Source organism: Nocardia sp. NPDC058640, assembly GCF_042716995.1.
In the GTDB taxonomy this organism is placed as follows: Bacteria; Actinomycetota; Actinomycetes; order Mycobacteriales; family Mycobacteriaceae; genus Nocardia.
Window position 1 is genome coordinate 44,406 of record NZ_JBHXRG010000016.1, and the last position, 15,208, is coordinate 59,613.

Sequence of the window (15,208 nt, forward strand, 5' to 3'; positions counted from 1 at the left end):
ACTGTGACAACCAATCTCACGGCGAAACTGTCCGAAGACGAACTGCGCGCCCTGGCCGAACAGGGCGCGGCGGAACTGGGCCCCGAGGCGTCGGCGGCCGACCTGATCGCCTGGACCGACAAGGTCTTCGGGCCGACCCGGTCCAGCGACCCGCAGGACCCGAGCGGCGGTTACATCGTCGCGTCGAACATGCAGGACGGCGTGCTCGTGCACCTCGCGGCCCAGACCCGGCCCGGCGTGGACGTGCTGTTCCTCGACACCGGCTACCACTTCGCCGAGACCATCGGCACCCGGGACGCGGTCGAGGCCGTGTACGGCGTGAACGTGATCAACGTGGGCCCCGAGGCCAGCGTCGCCGAGCAGGACGCGCTGCTGGGCAAGGACCTGTTCGCCCGCGACGCCGCCGAATGCTGCCGCCTGCGCAAGGTCGTGCCGTTGAAGCGCTCGCTGGCCGGTTACAACGCGTGGATCACCGGCATCCGCCGCGTCGAGGCGCCCACCCGCGCCAACGCGCCGCTGATCTCGTTCGACGAAGCCTTCGGCCTGGTGAAGATCAACCCGATCGCGCCGTGGTCCGACGACCAGATGCAGGCCTACATCGAGGCCAACGGCATCCTCGTCAATCCCCTGGTGGAGGAGGGCTACCCGTCCATCGGGTGCGCTCCCTGCACGCGCAAGCCCGAACCGGGATCCGACCCGCGGTCCGGCCGCTGGGCCGGGCTGGCCAAGACCGAGTGCGGACTGCACCAATCATGACTATTACCGGGAGTGAGCCTGTGAGTACCGACACCACCGAACGCGACCTCGGCCTGACCGAGTTCGACACCCTCGCGGCGCTGGAATCCGAGGCGATCCACATCTTCCGTGAGGTCGCGGGCGAATTCGAGCGGCCCGTGATCCTGTTCTCCGGCGGCAAGGACTCCACGGTCCTGCTGCACCTGGCGCTGAAGGCGTTCTGGCCCGCGCCGCTGCCGTTCACGCTGCTGCACGTGGACACCGGCCACAACCTCGACGAGGTGCTCGAGTTCCGCGACAAGATCGTGGAGCGCTACGGCCTGCGCCTGCACGTGGCCTCGGTCGAGCAGTACCTGGCCGACGGTCGCCTGACCGAGCGTCCCGACGGCATCCGCAACCCGTTGCAGACCGTGCCGCTGCTGGACGCCATCACCGAGCACCGCTTCGACGCGGTCTTCGGCGGCGGCCGTCGCGACGAGGAGCGTTCGCGCGCCAAGGAGCGAATCTTCTCGCTGCGCAACGCCTTCGGTCAGTGGGACCCGAAGCGTCAGCGCCCCGAGCTGTGGAACCTGTACAACGGCAAGCACGCGCCCGGTGAGCACGTGCGCGTGTTCCCGCTGAGCAACTGGACCGAGCTCGACATCTGGCGCTACATCGCCCGTGAGGACATCGACCTGGCGTCGATCTACTACGCGCACGAGCGTCCTGTGTACTCGCGCGACGGCATGTGGATGACGCCCGGCGTGTGGGGTGGCCCGAACGAGAACGAGGTCCTCGAGACCCGTTCGGTGCGCTACCGCACCGTCGGCGACGGTTCCACCACCGGCGCCATCATCTCCGACGCCGCCGACAACCAGGCCATCCTGGCCGAGGTCGCGGCATCACGACTTACTGAGCGTGGCGCCACTCGCGGCGACGACCGTGTCTCGGAAGCCGCCATGGAAGACCGCAAGCGAGAGGGTTATTTCTGATGTCCGACCTATTGAGGCTGGCCACCGCCGGTTCTGTCGACGACGGCAAGTCCACCCTGGTCGGACGGCTGCTCTACGACACGAAGTCCGTGCTGGCCGATCAGATCGACGCCGTGACTCGCGCCTCGGTCGACCGTGGGCTGTCCACGCCGGACCTGTCGCTGCTGGTCGACGGCCTGCGCGCCGAGCGTGAGCAGGGCATCACCATCGACGTGGCGTACCGCTACTTCGCTACGCCTAAGCGGTCTTTCGTGCTCGCCGATACGCCGGGGCACGTGCAGTACACGCGCAACACGGTGTCGGGTGCGTCCACGGCGCAGCTGGTGATCCTGCTGACCGACGCGCGCAAGGGTGTCATCGAGCAGACTCGCCGTCACGCGGCGGTGCTCGCGCTGCTCGGCGTGCCTCGTCTGGTGCTCGCGGTGAACAAGATCGACCTGGTCGACAACCCGGCCGAGGTGTTCGCCGAGATCTCCGCCGAGTTCAACGAGCTCACCTCGAAGCTGGGCTGGTCGTCCGACGACGTCATCGAGATCCCGGTCTCGGCGCTGCACGGCGACAACATCGCCAGCCGTTCCGGGAACACCCCGTACTACACCGGGCCGTCGCTGATCGAACACCTGGAATCCGTTCCGACCGACGCGGATTCGACCGGAACCCACGCGCTGGGTCTGCGTTTCCCCGTGCAGTACGTGATCCGTCCGCGTACCGCCGAATACCCCGATTACCGGGGTTACGCGGGTCAGATCGCGGCCGGTTCGGTCTCGCCCGGTGACGAGATCGTGGTGCTGCCCTCGGGCAAGAAGACCACCGTCGAGCGCATCGACACCCCCGACGGCGAACTGGCTGTCGCGCAGGTCGGGCGCAGCGTGACGCTGATCCTGGCCGACGAGGTCGACATCTCGCGCGGCGACATCATCGCCTCGGTGCACGACGCGCCGGAGTCGATCGACACCTTCGACGCCACGGTCTGCTGGCTGGGCGACAAGGGCCTGCGTCCCGGCGCTCGCCTGCTGCTCAAGCACGGCGCCAAGACCACGCAGGCGATCGTCGGCGCGCTGGTGGAGCGGTTCGACGAGCAGACGCTCACGGCGGTTCCGAGCCCGGAATCGTTGGAGCTCAACGACATCGGTCGTATCTCGCTGCGACTGGCCGAGCCGATCCCGGCCGACGACTACCGCACCAACCGGCACACCGGCTCGTTCCTGCTCATCGACCCCGCCGGTGGCAACACCCTCGCAGCCGGCCTGGTCGGCGACGTGCTGACCTCGGTCGAAGTCGGCGCGACGGTCTGATGTATCGCCTGCCCGCCCCGCCACGTGGTGCCGTCTCGGTGCCGCGGGGTGGTGGCGGGCCCGCGCTGATCGCGGTCGCCCACGGCAGCCGTGATCCACGGTCGGCCGCGACCATGGCAGCCGTAGTCGCCGAAGTGGCCGCCGCCCGGCCCGATATCGCGGTCCGGCTGGCTTTTCTGGATTTGAGCGCACCATCGGTGCACGAGGTTGTCGATGACCTTGCCGCGCAAGGACATACCGATGTCATCGTGGTTCCCCTGTTGCTGGGCAACGCTTTTCACGCCCGCGTCGACCTGCCCGCCCTGCTTGCCGATGCCACCCGGCACCATCCGCAGCTGCGGCTGACCCAGGCCGCGGTTCTCGGGCCCGATCCCCTGCTCATCTCGGCGCTGGCCGACCGAGTCGCGGCGGCACACCGCCGAGCTCCACTGATCGCCACGGCGTCGAACGCTCAGGGTTCATCGGCCACGCACCTCTCGGACCCGGCTTGCGATCGACTCGACCTGATCGGCGGTCCGAAGGCCGCCCACTCCCCGACGGCAGTTCGATCCGGTCTCGCACCGTTGAGCGTGGTGGCACCGGCGAGTGGATTGTCGGGCGATCCCGTGGTGGGAATCGCTGTCGCTGCCGTCGGTTCTCGTGATGCCGCGGCCAATCGACGGACCGCGGTGGTGGCGCGGCGGCTGGCGTCGGTGGCCGGTTGCCCCACCGAACTCTGCTTCGCCACAGTCGAACCCGGCATTTCGCAGGCCGTGGAGCGATTGGTGGCGCGCGGAGCCGAACGGATCGTTGTCGCGCCATGGTTCCTGGCGCCGGGGCTGCTCACCGACCGGTTGGTCGCCGCTGCTCCCGAGGTCGTCCATGCCGATGTCATCGGGGCGCATTCCGCGCTGGTAGACGTGATCTGCGCTCGGTACGACAGTTGCGTCGCCGCAGATCTCGAACTCTCCGCCTGAGAACCCTCACGCCAATCCCCTACTGGCACAGCGCATTCTCGCGCTGCCGCAAACCATATCCTCCTCTATCGTATTAGCGGGGACTTGGCGCGGCAGCTGGTGGAGGCACGATGCCCGGAAGACTAATCGTCAGATGGCAGGGCCGGTCGACCACCGAGCGCGACGCGCCACCGCCACACTTGCTCGACTCCTGGCGCAACACCGCCGTCACGGCTGCGATCCTGCTACTCGGTCTGATGTCGATGATCTGGATGGCCGGTCAGCTGGCGGTGCACCCATGGGTCCACAGTGCGGGACTTGTCGTTCACTTCGGCGCGCTCATGCTCGGTTTCGGTAGCGTGCTGGCCGCCGATTTTCGCATGATGCTCTGGGTGATCGGACGCTGCTCGCTAGCCGATGCGCTGCACCAGGTTTCGCGCCTTCACTTCCCTATCTGGGCCGGATTGGCAACGCTGATCGTGAGCGGCTGCGTCCTGGAACCCGATCTCGGGTCCCCGCTGACCGTCACCAAGATGGTTCTGGTTCTCGCACTGACACTGAACGGACTGATTGCCACGGCCCTCGGGCGGCGATTGGCCGCGCGCCAGACCGCGGATCCCCTGCCGCGCAGACTCCTCGGCGTGGGCGCGGTGTGCGGTGGGATCTCCCAATTGTGCTGGTGGGGCGCGATCGGCATCGGGTTCTGGAACTTCACCCACTGACCTACCGCTGATTCCCGGCTTCACCTTCGGCGGCACCACCCACTCGTGCAGCGGCGCCGATTCGCGTCGACTAGACCCCCGCCAACAAACGGTTCGCGATCGTGCGTGCCGCCTCGACGCGAGCCGAATCTCCCGTCTGACGGGCGATATTGGCGGCGCTCACGATCGCATCCAGTTCGAACACGAGCAGGTCAGCATCGGCGTCCGCGAGTTCGTTCTGCGCCTGCGCCTTCACGACCTCGGCGGTCAGGAAGCTCAACCATTGGTCGTGGTCGGCGACGACGGCGTCGCGGACGGCACCCGGCTTGCTGCTGAATTCGGTGAGGGTGGCTACCCGGAAGCAGCCGCCGGGGAACGGGGGGTTGTCGATGTGGGCGAACCAGCGGTCGATCAGGTCGCGGACTCTGCCCGCACCGCGCGGGGTGCGCAGGCTCGGGGCGATGACTCGTTCGATGAAGATGTCGCGGGCGGTCTGGACCGCGGCCAGCTGCAGTGCTTCCTTGGTGCCGAACAGGGTGGCGATGCCGCTTTTGCTGATGCCGAGGTCGGCGGCGAGGCGGCCGATGCTGAGGCCGTCGAGACCTTCGACGGAGGCGAGTTCGGCGGCGCGCCGGGCGATGGTGGCGCGGGCGCGGGCACCTTTGGCCAGCCGTTGGTCACTCGAATCGGTCAGCTGGGTCATAGAAATCATTGTTCCACTCCGGGGTTGCGAAGGCGAACGATCGGTCGTACTTTAATTTACGAACGATCGTACGTTCTTATTTCTCCTCCTCGAAGGACTCCGCATGACCGACGTGTCAGCTCGGCCCGAAGAACCACTGGGCACCAAGATGCCCGACACCAGCGCCGCGGGCCGCACCCTCGCGGTGGCCGCGGGCGCGGCATTCATCGCTTTCCTCGACCTGTCCGTGGTCAATATCGCGTTCCCGACCATCGCGACGAGCTACCCCGGCACCGACACCGCGACGCTGACCTGGATCGTCAGCGGTTACGCGATCGCGTTCGCGGCCCTGCTCACCCCGGCCGGGCGCCTCGCCGACGCGCTGGGTCGCCGACGCCTGTTCGCGCTGGCCCTGGCCGGATTCGCCATCACCTCCCTGCTGTGTGGGCTGGCACCCGGTGCGGACTGGCTCATCGCGGGTCGCGTTCTTCAAGGCGTCGCGGCGGCATTCATGGTTCCCGCCGCGCTCGGACTCGTCCTCGAGGCCACCCCACGGGAGAAGATCGGGGCCGCGATCGGCGCCTGGTCGGCCGCGGGTGGGTTCGCGGCGGTGGTCGGGCCGGCGCTGGGTGGTGCACTGGTCGAAGCGTTCGGCTGGCGCGCGGTGTTCCTGATCAATGTGCCGATCGCGGTGGCGCTGATCGTGCCGGGACTGCGGCTGCCCGGTGGTGACAAGACTTCGCGCGATGCGCTGCTGCCTGATCCGCTGGGGACCGTGGCCATCGCGGTCGGGCTCGGCGCGCTGGTCGCCGCGGTCACCGAAGGTCAGTCGTGGGGGTGGACCGCGCCCGGCACGCTGGTCGCGTTGCTGGGTGGCGGCGCTTTGACCGTGTTCGCGCTGGTTCGTTCGCGGACGCATGTCAGCCCCGCGATCGCTGTATCACTGTGGCGGAACAGGCAATTCGCGCTGGCCAACGCGGGCTCGTTCCTGTTCGGCGCCTCGATGTTCGCGTGGTTGCTGGCAGGGCCGCTGTTCCTGAACGCGATCTGGCACTACTCGGTACTCGAATCGGCGGCGGCACTGACCGTGGGCGCGGTGGCGTCGATGGTGACAGCGGTGGTCGCCGGGCGAATCACCACACCCAGCGGCCAGCGGTGGGTGGGCGTGCTCGGAGCGCTGATGGCGACAGTCTCGCTGGCCTGGATGAGCACCGACGCCTTCGGGCTCGAACCCGCGCTGTGGTCGGCATGGGTTCCAGCGGGGCTACTCGGCGGTGGTGGCGTCGGGATCGTGGTCACCGTGCTCGGGACCGCGGCGGCGAGTTCTGTTCCCCCACAACAGTTCGCGGCCGGCGTCGGCATGAATCTCACCGCTCGCCAGGTAGGCGGGGCGCTCGGTATCGCCATGCTGGCGGCGATCTTCGCCGCCTCCCACGATGCCCTGCGCGGCTTTCACGTGCTGTTCGCGGTATGCGCGGCGATCAACTTCGCCGTGGCGTTGCTGCTGGCACTGCCTGCCCGAACCACTTCGACCAACTGACGTAGGGAGATCGACATGTCCACCAGCACTTCACTGTCCGCGAACGGCTTCACCGCCGAGGCCAACGATCCCTTGGTACTGCCACCGGATCAACGAACAGCACTGCTCGCCGGAGCGCCGTGGCAGCGCTTCGCGGTGCTGGGTGATTCGATCGCCGCGGGCATCGGCGACCCGAGTCCAGGGTATGCCCCGACCGGCTGGGCGCAGCGAGTCGCGGCCGACCTCACCGTCGCGAATCCCGCACTGGCCTACCGCAATACAGGCCGAATCGGGGCTACCAGCGGTCAGGTCATCGAGCAGCAACTGAACGAAATACTGGAATTCGCACCGGATCTCGTGCACGTCAGTTGCGGCGGGAACGATCTGTTCACCGCGGGCGGCGATGTCGATCAGGTGCACGAGAACCTGTCGACGATCCTCACCGCCCTGTCCGCCACCGGAGCGCAGCTGTCGATCTTCACGATGTGCGACGTGTGGGACTCCGAACGCATGGCGCCGATGCGACCCATGCGCGAACGGATGGCCGCGCTCAACGAGGTGCTGCGGTCGGTGGCCACCGAGTTCGATGCCGTGCTCACCGAACTCTGGGATCACCCGCTGCGGTTGCGACCGGAGGTGATGAGCACCGACCTCATCCACTTCGCGACGAACGGGCAGGCGGTGCTGGCCAGTGCGGTGGTCGGGTCGCTGGCCGCGCGCATCGACCGCACATAGTGGGTGCGGGCGGTCGAAGGGGGATCGCCCGGACTTGCCTATCGTCGCCGAGGGATCGCTAGGTGGCGGGTGCCCGTCCGGCGATGGCGGCGCGGTGGGAGGTCAGCCGATGACCGTCGCGGCAATGGCGGCGCGGTGGGAGGTCAGCCGATGACCGTCGCGGCAATGGCGGCGCGACGGTCATTGGATTGGCGGAACACTCGGGCCACGTCCGACCCGCACCGCGTGGTGATGGCGAGCTGGAGTCAGGCGAACCAGCGTTCGAGGACGGTGGCGACGCCGTCCTCGCCGACATTGCCGGTGACCTCGTCGGCCAGGGCGAGCACTTCGTCGGGTGAGCCGGACATGGCTACCGAATGGGCTGCCCAGCGCAGCATTTCGCGGTCGTTGAAGCCGTCGCCGATGGCCAGGGTCGCCTCGGGTTCGATGCCCAGGTGCAGGCGAAGTTGTTCCAGGGCCCAGCCTTTGGAGACGCCGCGGCGGGAGACGGTGAGCCAGGGGCCGTACTCGCCGTGCACCCAGGAGGCGTCGGGGACCTCGAAGGTTTCGAGCAGGCGCAGCATTTCCTCGGGGGTGCCGGCGGGCCACCAACCGTTCAGGCGTGGGGTCGGTTGACTGCTCAGGGTGCGGTGGTCGACCAGGCGGAAGTCGCCGATCGAGAACTCACCGGGGCTGTGCCCGGTGGCCCAGGTGCCGATGCCGACCCGTTCCGCGGCAAAGATCATCTCCGGGAACAGGGTGCGCAGGGCGTGCACCGCCGGAGCCGGATCGAACGACTGGACCGCGACCGGCTCGCCGCGTGCCACGTCGATGTGCACGGCGCCGTTGGAGCACAACGCATGTCCGTGCGACAGACCCAGCTCGCGCAACACCGGGCGGGTGGTGAGCAGGGTGCGCCCGGTCGTGACGACCACATGCGCCCCCGCCGACACCGCCGCCCGCACCACCGCGCCCACCCGCGCACTGATCCCGACCCCCGTCGACAGCAGGGTCCCGTCCACATCCAGCGCGATCAGTTTCGGCGCGCCCCCAACTGAAGCCACCGACCCATTGTGCCCGCCCGCACCGACACCCACGCCGGTTTCCCACCAGCACTACCCGGGGCTACGCCTGCGCTCTGCCGACCAGCCCTGCCGGTGAAGCCCCGCAGCCTCGACCCGTTGCCGCACGAGCGGCGAGATTCCGTCCCCGCATCGGCAGCACGGTGTGCAGCGAGAGCCACCACTACTCCCACTGCTCCGGCTCCCTCTCACACCAGAGGCCGCGCGGGGATGCATTCAGCCGGAAGCCCACTCCCGTCGCCAGCCAGGTAGGCGAGGTCAGCGGCGAGAGCCGCCACCGCCACCACCGTCGCCACCACCGCCGCCTGCGGAGCCGCCCGACGATGCACCGCCGGTCGAACCGCCCGATGATGCGCCGCCGGTCGAACCGCCGCTGTCCGCGCCGCCGGACGACGTGCCGCCTGATGTCCCGCCGGAGGAATCGCCACCCGAAGAGGCTCCCCCACCCGAAGAGGCTCCCCCGCCTGAGGAATCGCCGCCGCTCGACGCACCACCGGTGGAGGCACCGCCGTCGGAACCGCCACTCGATGTACCGCCCGACGCACCACCACCGGACGCACCAGCGTCGCTGCCGCCGCCGGATGCACCACCACCGGAAGCACCGCCGTCGCTGCCACCGGACGACGCACCACCACCATCGCTACCGCCGCTCGACGCGCCGCCGCCGGAGGTATCGCCACCTGTGGAACCACCGGAAGTGTCGGTGCCACCGGTAGATCCGCCCGCAGTGCCACCACCCGCAGTGCCACCATCAACGGTGCCACCGGTCGGCGTCCCGCCCGAGGTGGTGCCGTCTGTTCCGCCGGTCGACGTACCCGGAGCGGAAGGTGCTGTCCCCGTGTCACTTCCGCCGGTACTCGGAGCCGACGCTCCATCAGCGGGTGCCGTTCCAGGCGCCGGCGCGGTGCCGGGCGCGGGTGCGGTTCCTGGCGCAGGCGCTGTACCCGGCGCAGGTGCGGTACCGGGCGCGGGAACCCCAGCACCGGGCACGGTCGGCACACCCGGCATTTCCGGCAACGGCCCCGGAGCCGAGATCGGCCCACCCTGCGGCAGTTCCGGCGCACCAGGATTGGTCGGGGTGTTCTGCGGCTGCGGCGCCTGCTGACCGAAGAACGGCAGCGGGTTGATGAAGCGAGCCGGGTCGCCATAGGTGCTGCGAGCCAGCATCAACGACTTGCAGTCGTTGCGAACATCCTGATGCCCGGGGCCACCACGGTCGACTTCCGTGGAGCCGGGACGACCCTTCACACCGGCAGTTGTCGCCGGCGCGATGAACTTCTCGTACGCACTGCGCGCCGCGATCGCGCCTGCCACCCGGATCCGACCGGTCAGCGGGTCGACATCGCTGACCAGGCCGGCGGTTTGGGCCGCCAGCAGGTCGGCGCTCATGTCGTACAGCAGCGCGTCGACGGGCGCACCCAGCGCCGGGAAGCGGTCAAGGACCGGCATCAGGCCGGGATCGAACGGACTGCCGAACACCGTCATCGCCGACATGGCCAGCGCGGAAACCACTGCGGCACTGGAGAACACCGCGACGTGCGGGACAGTGCTACCACTGGGCTGCTCGGGGGCGAAGGTGCGAGCGGCCAAACCGGCTGCGCCCGCGGCGATCACCTGACCGGGATCGGCGACGGTCACCAGCGGTACGCCGAGTTCGGCCAGGGTGCGGGCGACTTCGGGTGGGCGCGAGGCCCCGCCGACGACCAGGATGCGCGACAGATCCGCCAACCGCAGACCCGCCGCGGACATGGCCTTGCTGACCAAGGGGAAGGTGTCGCGGATGTGTTCGGCACGCAGCGCGTCGATGTTCACCATGGAGGTGAGAGTCTGCGTCGCCCGACCCTGACCCGGTTCGCCCGCGTATCGGGCGACCATCTCCCCCAGCGGCTTGCCACCGAAATCGGTGGACCGCATAGGGGTTCCGACCATCGGGTGGTGCGGCCAGTCCGGGCCGACGCGCAGGACCGTGAGGTCCAGGCTGGTGGCGCCGAGGTCGTAGACGAGCACGAAGCCCGGTTCGAGCGGCCCGCGGTCGATCTCCAACCATTCCGCGGCGGCGACCGGTTCGGGGGCGAGCAGTACCTGTCCGGCGCCCGCGAGATGCAGCGCCTGACCTAACAGCGCCACCTGTTTATCGGAGTACACCGCCGGATAGGTCAGCACGATCCCGGCCGGTGGTTCGGCCAGTTCGATCAGGCCGGTGACCACCGCGGCGATCAGGTTGGTGGCCGAGTAGAACCGTCCACCGATCACCATCGGCTCCGGTTCGCGGGTGAGGTCCGCGAAATCGGTGATCGCCGAGGCGAACTCGTTGATGGCGCCGATGCGGGGTTTGCCCGCGTCGTCGAATGTCAGTGCGGTGCGCCGTGCGCGCACCGTCGGTTTGGCCGGATCTTCGGCGACTACCGCCGAAATCGCATTGACCGCACCGATACTCAAGCCAAGACCTCTGGTCATGTTTTTGCTATCCCGTCAACGCACCGTGACCACGTCCAGCACGCGAGCGCACTCATGTGGCCGCGGTCGTCTTCCAAACAGCTCGCCTAGATTAACTGTCGTGTCCGCGAATTGCTGCCGGATTGATACGAAACCGGCAATCATGAGGCGTCATGGGATGATTCACGCAGGTGGGGTGGTTGAAGCTTAAATATCCAGCCCCCTGAACACTTCGGTGCCGGTGTGCAGACTCCGAGAGGCAGCTACCTGCGAGTAATCGGGCTCAGCCCCCATTCAATACATTCCTAGAGTTTGTTATTGGTGCTATTAATTGCACTTACCGACCGGTAACCAATTCATTTACTACCTAAGCGATTTCATCGACGGCGGATTTCGTTCCCCGTATATCGCAGTAGAACCGATTTCCGATGACGCGTCAACGCAGCGACCGATTCCCGCCAGCACCGCCCCGCGCCCGGCGGTTGACTGGAACAGCGGACAGACACCGACCGCGAACGCGAAACATCAAGGGAAAGAAGGCACTACGCATGTCCACTCGATTCGCCGACCAGGTCGTTCTCATCACCGGAGCGGGCTCCGGCATCGGCAAGGCGGTCGCACTGCGGGTCGCCGCCGAAGGTGCCGCGGTGGTGCTGGGTTCGCGCGGCAAGGATCAGGGCGAACAGGTCGCCGAGCAGATCAGGGCGGCAGGCGGGCGGGCACTGTTCGTGGCCACCGACGTCACCGTCGACGCCGACGTCGAACGGCTGACCCAGGCCGCGCTCACCGAATACGGCCGCCTCGACGCGGCGTTCAACAACGCGGGCGCCGTACACGCCTTCGGTTCGATCGCCGACATCAGCGACGCCGACTGGCGTGCCGACATGGACCTCAATCTCCACGGGGTGTTCTACGGACTGCGCCACCAGGTCCCGGCCATCCTGGCCTCGGGCGGGGGCGCGATTCTCAACAACGCCTCCAACCTGGGCGTGGTCGGAATGGCTTCGGTGGCACCGTATGTCGCGGCCAAGCACGCGGTGGTCGGGCTCACCCGGTCGGTGGCGTTGGAGACCGCGGCAGCGGGCGTGCGGGTGAACGCGCTGGTCTCCGGCGCGGTCGACACCCCCGCGTTCCGCGCGTCGATGGGCGCGACACCCGAGGGCGAGGCGGCCATCGCGGCACTGCACCCGCTGGGCCGGATCGCGCGACCCGAGGAGATCGCGGCACTGTGCGCGTTCCTGCTCAGCCGCGAGGCCTCGTTCGTCACCGGTGCGGCGATCACGGCAGACGGCGGTTTCACCGCGCAGTGACACGACAGGCACGACAACGAACAAGGCCCGCAACATCACCATTGATGTTGCGGGCCTTGCTGTTCGAGAAAACGTCAGCCGCGAGTGAACAGACTCTTGAACGTCCGATCATGCTGCGGAAGCGCCGCCCCACCGGGCACCGCCTGCGGACGACGAGCCCGCACGAGCCGGTCGAATTCCTGCGCGTCGCGCGTCGGCGCGCGCAGCACCCCACCGTTGAAATCATCGGCGAGCTGCTGCACGGTTTCCTGCGCACAGGACTTGTTGGTCCCGATGAAGCCGGTCGGACCGCGCTTGATCCACCCGGTCACGTACGTACCGGGGAAGACCTCGCCGCCGGGCGCGGTCAGCACCCGACCGGCCGTGTTCGGGATCACCGCGCGGGCGTCGTCGAACGGCAGTCCCTCGGTCGGCACCCCTCGGTAGCCGACCGAGGTCAGCACGACCCCGGCTTCGAGCAGGGTGGTCTCACCGGTCGGCGTGGCGGACACGCGACCTTCGGCATCGGCGGTCAGTTCGTTGCGCTCCACGCGCACGCCGGTCACCGTGTCGGTGCCGACGATCTCCACCGGCGAGGACAGGTAGCGGAACACGATGCGCTTGCGGTCGCCGAACGGGCGATTCGCGACGCTGTGCAGCAGTCGCAGCTTCTGCTCGACCTTGTACGGCAGCTCCGGCGTGACCGGCGGCAGCTCGCCCTCGATCGCGATGTCGATATCGGCGGCCAGCAGGCCGACGAACTCGGGCACCGTGAACGCGGACTCCGCGGGGCCGCGACGGCCCAGGATCACGACCTCTTCGATCTTGCTCTCGCGCAAGGCCTTCAGCGCGTGCGGCGCGATGTCGGTATCGGCGAGCAGCGCCGGATCCACGGTCAGGATGCGCGCGACATCGAGAGCCACGTTGCCGTTGCCCACGATGACCACGCGCTTCTGATCCAGATCGAACTGGTCGTCGGCGTGCTCGGGATGGCCGTTGTACCAGGCCACGAAGTCGGTGGCCGACACATTGCCGGGCAGGCCTTCGCCGGGGATGTTCAGCTTGCGGTCCGCGGACGCGCCCACGGCGTAGATCACACCGTGGAAGTGCTCGAGCAGCTCGGCATGGCTGATGTGCTTGCCGATCTCCACATCGAGGTAGGTGCCGAAGTCGTCCTGCTTGGACATGATGTCGAACAGGTCGGCGACCTTGCGCGTGTGCTTGTGATCGGGGGCCACTCCCAGGCGCGCCAGACCGTAGGCCTGCGGCAGCCGGTCGAACATCGTGACCGCGACGCCGGGCTGGGTGAGCAGCTCGTCGGCGGCGTACATCGCCGACGGGCCCGAACCGACGATGGCGACACGCAACGGGGAGCGCTGCGTGTCGATCGCGGGCGGCATCACCGGCGCGGCCAGCGTCGGACGGTCGCGCTGGACCCGGTAGAAATCAGCGTTGATCTCGATGAACGGCTTCTGCTCTTCGGTCAGCTTCTTGGAGGAAGTGATCGCGTCGACAGGGCACGCGGTGGCGCAGGCGCCACAGTCCACGCAGGCGGCCGGATCGACGTACAGCATTTCTGCGGTACGAAAATCCGGCTCGTCCGGCGTCGGATGAATGCAGTTGACCGGGCATGCGTAGACGCACGAGGCGTCACTACAGCATGACTGGGTGACAACGTATGGCATATCTCTATCGTCTCAGGCAGCGTGCTTCGCAGAGCGCTTGGGCTCCGAGCGGTACCGGCTGGACGGGCCGTCGATACCGAGCAGCTTCCACACCTTGCGGGCGACCGGGTTCATCAGACCGATCTCCTCGGCCAGCGCGCGCACGTCGACGTAGTAGTCGGCGAAGGTGCGCTTGGCTTCCTTGGAACCGTAGAACAGGTCCTTGCGAACTTCGGTCGGCATGTCGAACTGCTTGAAGAAGGTCTTCGGCGGGGTCGCGATCGCGCGGCCGAGGATGAACATCACGATCGGCATGGCGATCGAGAGCACGGCCTTGTTGAACGCGGGCTGCGCCGGGACGTTCTTCTTCAGGAACTCGTGGGCGAAGGAGATGTGGCGAGCTTCCTCGGCCACGTGGATCGCCATCACGCCGCGCATGATCGGGTGGATGTCGTCACCCGAGCGCAGGATGTCCTTCTGGATGTGGTCGATCGGCTCTTCGCCGGCGAGCACGGCCATGAAGAACAGGTTCGGCATGAGCGCGCCGACCGGGGCGGCCAGGTGGCGCAGTCGACGCACGGCGGGGTTCATGCCGGGCACGTCGGCGACGCGGTTGACCATCTCCTGGAACATCAGGGTGTGGTTGTGCTCTTCGATCATCTCGTGCGAGCAGTACCGGAACTCCGGATCGTTGTTGTCCAGGTTGAAGATGTGCTGCATCATGCCGATGATCAGGATGGCCTCGAACTGCAGGCCGACCTTGGCGACGTTGGCCTGACGGACCTTGCCGATCTCGATCTTCTTGTCCAGCGGCAGCGCCTGGTACCAGGGGTGGCGACCGATGGGGTCGGCCGAGGTGACCAGGACCCAGCGCTCGGGCTTACAGTTCGGGTCGAAGTCAGGGGCGTCCCAGTCGATGTCCTCGAACGGGTCGAAGTGGCGATCCACCGATGCCTCGGACAGCATCAGCAACTTCTCGGCGTACGCCTGAGCCTGAACGACTACAGGATCGACGTCAGGGGTGGTGGGCGCAGACATCGTCGTCACTGCCTCTCCTCTAGGGACGTTTACTGTTTCCAATGGTTACACCTACGACGAGTCACGTCAACTCCGTGATTTACCGAATTTCGCGTGTCCGGCGCGTCAAAAGCCCAGATGAGAAAGCTACTGGCCAGTAAAAGTGCC

13 protein-coding genes are annotated in these 15,208 nt (G+C 67.6%); 8 read left to right on the forward strand and 5 right to left on the reverse strand.

Annotation, left to right across the window (positions count from 1 at the left end):
* Window positions 1-3 precede the first annotated feature (3 nt).
* The 5 genes from ACFWU5_RS18340 to ACFWU5_RS18360 all read left to right on the forward strand — a co-directional run bounded on the left by ACFWU5_RS18340 (window position 4) and on the right by ACFWU5_RS18360 (window position 4,658).
* Window positions 4-756 (forward strand): phosphoadenylyl-sulfate reductase, encoded by a 753-nt coding sequence (locus ACFWU5_RS18340; protein ID WP_379268018.1) that lies wholly within the window; start codon window positions 4-6, stop codon window positions 754-756.
* A complete protein-coding gene (gene cysD / locus ACFWU5_RS18345) occupies window positions 753-1,706 on the forward strand; it encodes a sulfate adenylyltransferase subunit CysD (protein WP_379268019.1) in 954 nt (317 codons plus the stop codon). The genes ACFWU5_RS18340 and cysD overlap by 4 nt, the downstream gene beginning before the upstream one ends.
* Entirely contained in the window at window positions 1,706-3,001 is a 1,296-nt protein-coding gene (locus ACFWU5_RS18350; protein WP_379268020.1) for a sulfate adenylyltransferase subunit 1, read from the forward strand. Before cysD ends, ACFWU5_RS18350 begins: the two co-directional genes overlap by 1 nt.
* Window positions 3,001-3,957, forward strand: coding sequence for a sirohydrochlorin chelatase (locus ACFWU5_RS18355; RefSeq protein ID WP_379268021.1), 957 nt, complete (start codon window positions 3,001-3,003; stop codon window positions 3,955-3,957). Before ACFWU5_RS18350 ends, ACFWU5_RS18355 begins: the two co-directional genes overlap by 1 nt.
* 110 nt (window positions 3,958-4,067) lie before the next feature.
* A complete protein-coding gene (locus ACFWU5_RS18360) occupies window positions 4,068-4,658 on the forward strand; it encodes a hypothetical protein (protein ID WP_379268022.1) in 591 nt (196 codons plus the stop codon).
* Between the two features lie 70 nt (window positions 4,659-4,728).
* Here ACFWU5_RS18360 and ACFWU5_RS18365 read toward each other — a convergent pair whose 3' ends face one another.
* Window positions 4,729-5,340: a TetR/AcrR family transcriptional regulator gene (locus tag ACFWU5_RS18365; RefSeq protein WP_379268023.1), complete on the reverse strand. Its 612-nt coding sequence runs from the start codon at window positions 5,338-5,340 to the stop codon at window positions 4,729-4,731.
* Between the two features lie 103 nt (window positions 5,341-5,443).
* Between ACFWU5_RS18365 and ACFWU5_RS18370 the strand changes: the two genes are divergently transcribed.
* Both ACFWU5_RS18370 and ACFWU5_RS18375 read left to right on the forward strand, forming a co-directional pair.
* Window positions 5,444-6,859: an MFS transporter gene (locus ACFWU5_RS18370; protein ID WP_379268024.1), complete on the forward strand. Its 1,416-nt coding sequence runs from the start codon at window positions 5,444-5,446 to the stop codon at window positions 6,857-6,859.
* Window positions 6,860-6,874: 15 nt separating this feature from the next.
* The gene (locus ACFWU5_RS18375) at window positions 6,875-7,573 is read left to right on the forward strand and encodes an SGNH/GDSL hydrolase family protein (RefSeq protein WP_379268025.1); all 699 of its coding nucleotides are present in this window, start codon (window positions 6,875-6,877) and stop codon (window positions 7,571-7,573) included.
* A gap of 245 nt (window positions 7,574-7,818) precedes the next feature.
* Here ACFWU5_RS18375 and ACFWU5_RS18380 read toward each other — a convergent pair whose 3' ends face one another.
* Together ACFWU5_RS18380 and ACFWU5_RS18385 are read right to left on the reverse strand one after the other, a co-directional pair.
* Window positions 7,819-8,616, reverse strand: coding sequence for an HAD family hydrolase (locus ACFWU5_RS18380; protein WP_379268026.1), 798 nt, complete (start codon window positions 8,614-8,616; stop codon window positions 7,819-7,821).
* A 276-nt stretch (window positions 8,617-8,892) separates the two neighbouring features.
* Window positions 8,893-11,091, reverse strand: coding sequence for an Hsp70 family protein (locus ACFWU5_RS18385; protein ID WP_379268027.1), 2,199 nt, complete (start codon window positions 11,089-11,091; stop codon window positions 8,893-8,895).
* Window positions 11,092-11,618: 527 nt separating this feature from the next.
* Here ACFWU5_RS18385 and ACFWU5_RS18390 point away from each other — a divergent pair.
* Entirely contained in the window at window positions 11,619-12,380 is a 762-nt protein-coding gene (locus tag ACFWU5_RS18390) for a glucose 1-dehydrogenase (RefSeq protein WP_379268028.1), read from the forward strand.
* A 74-nt stretch (window positions 12,381-12,454) separates the two neighbouring features.
* Here the strand turns inward: ACFWU5_RS18390 and ACFWU5_RS18395 are convergent, their stop codons facing one another.
* Entirely contained in the window at window positions 12,455-14,044 is a 1,590-nt protein-coding gene (locus ACFWU5_RS18395; RefSeq protein ID WP_379268029.1) for an FAD-dependent oxidoreductase, read from the reverse strand.
* A gap of 12 nt (window positions 14,045-14,056) precedes the next feature.
* Window positions 14,057-15,061 (reverse strand): diiron oxygenase, encoded by a 1,005-nt coding sequence (locus tag ACFWU5_RS18400; RefSeq protein ID WP_379268058.1) that lies wholly within the window; start codon window positions 15,059-15,061, stop codon window positions 14,057-14,059.
* Window positions 15,062-15,208: the final 147 nt, after the last annotated feature.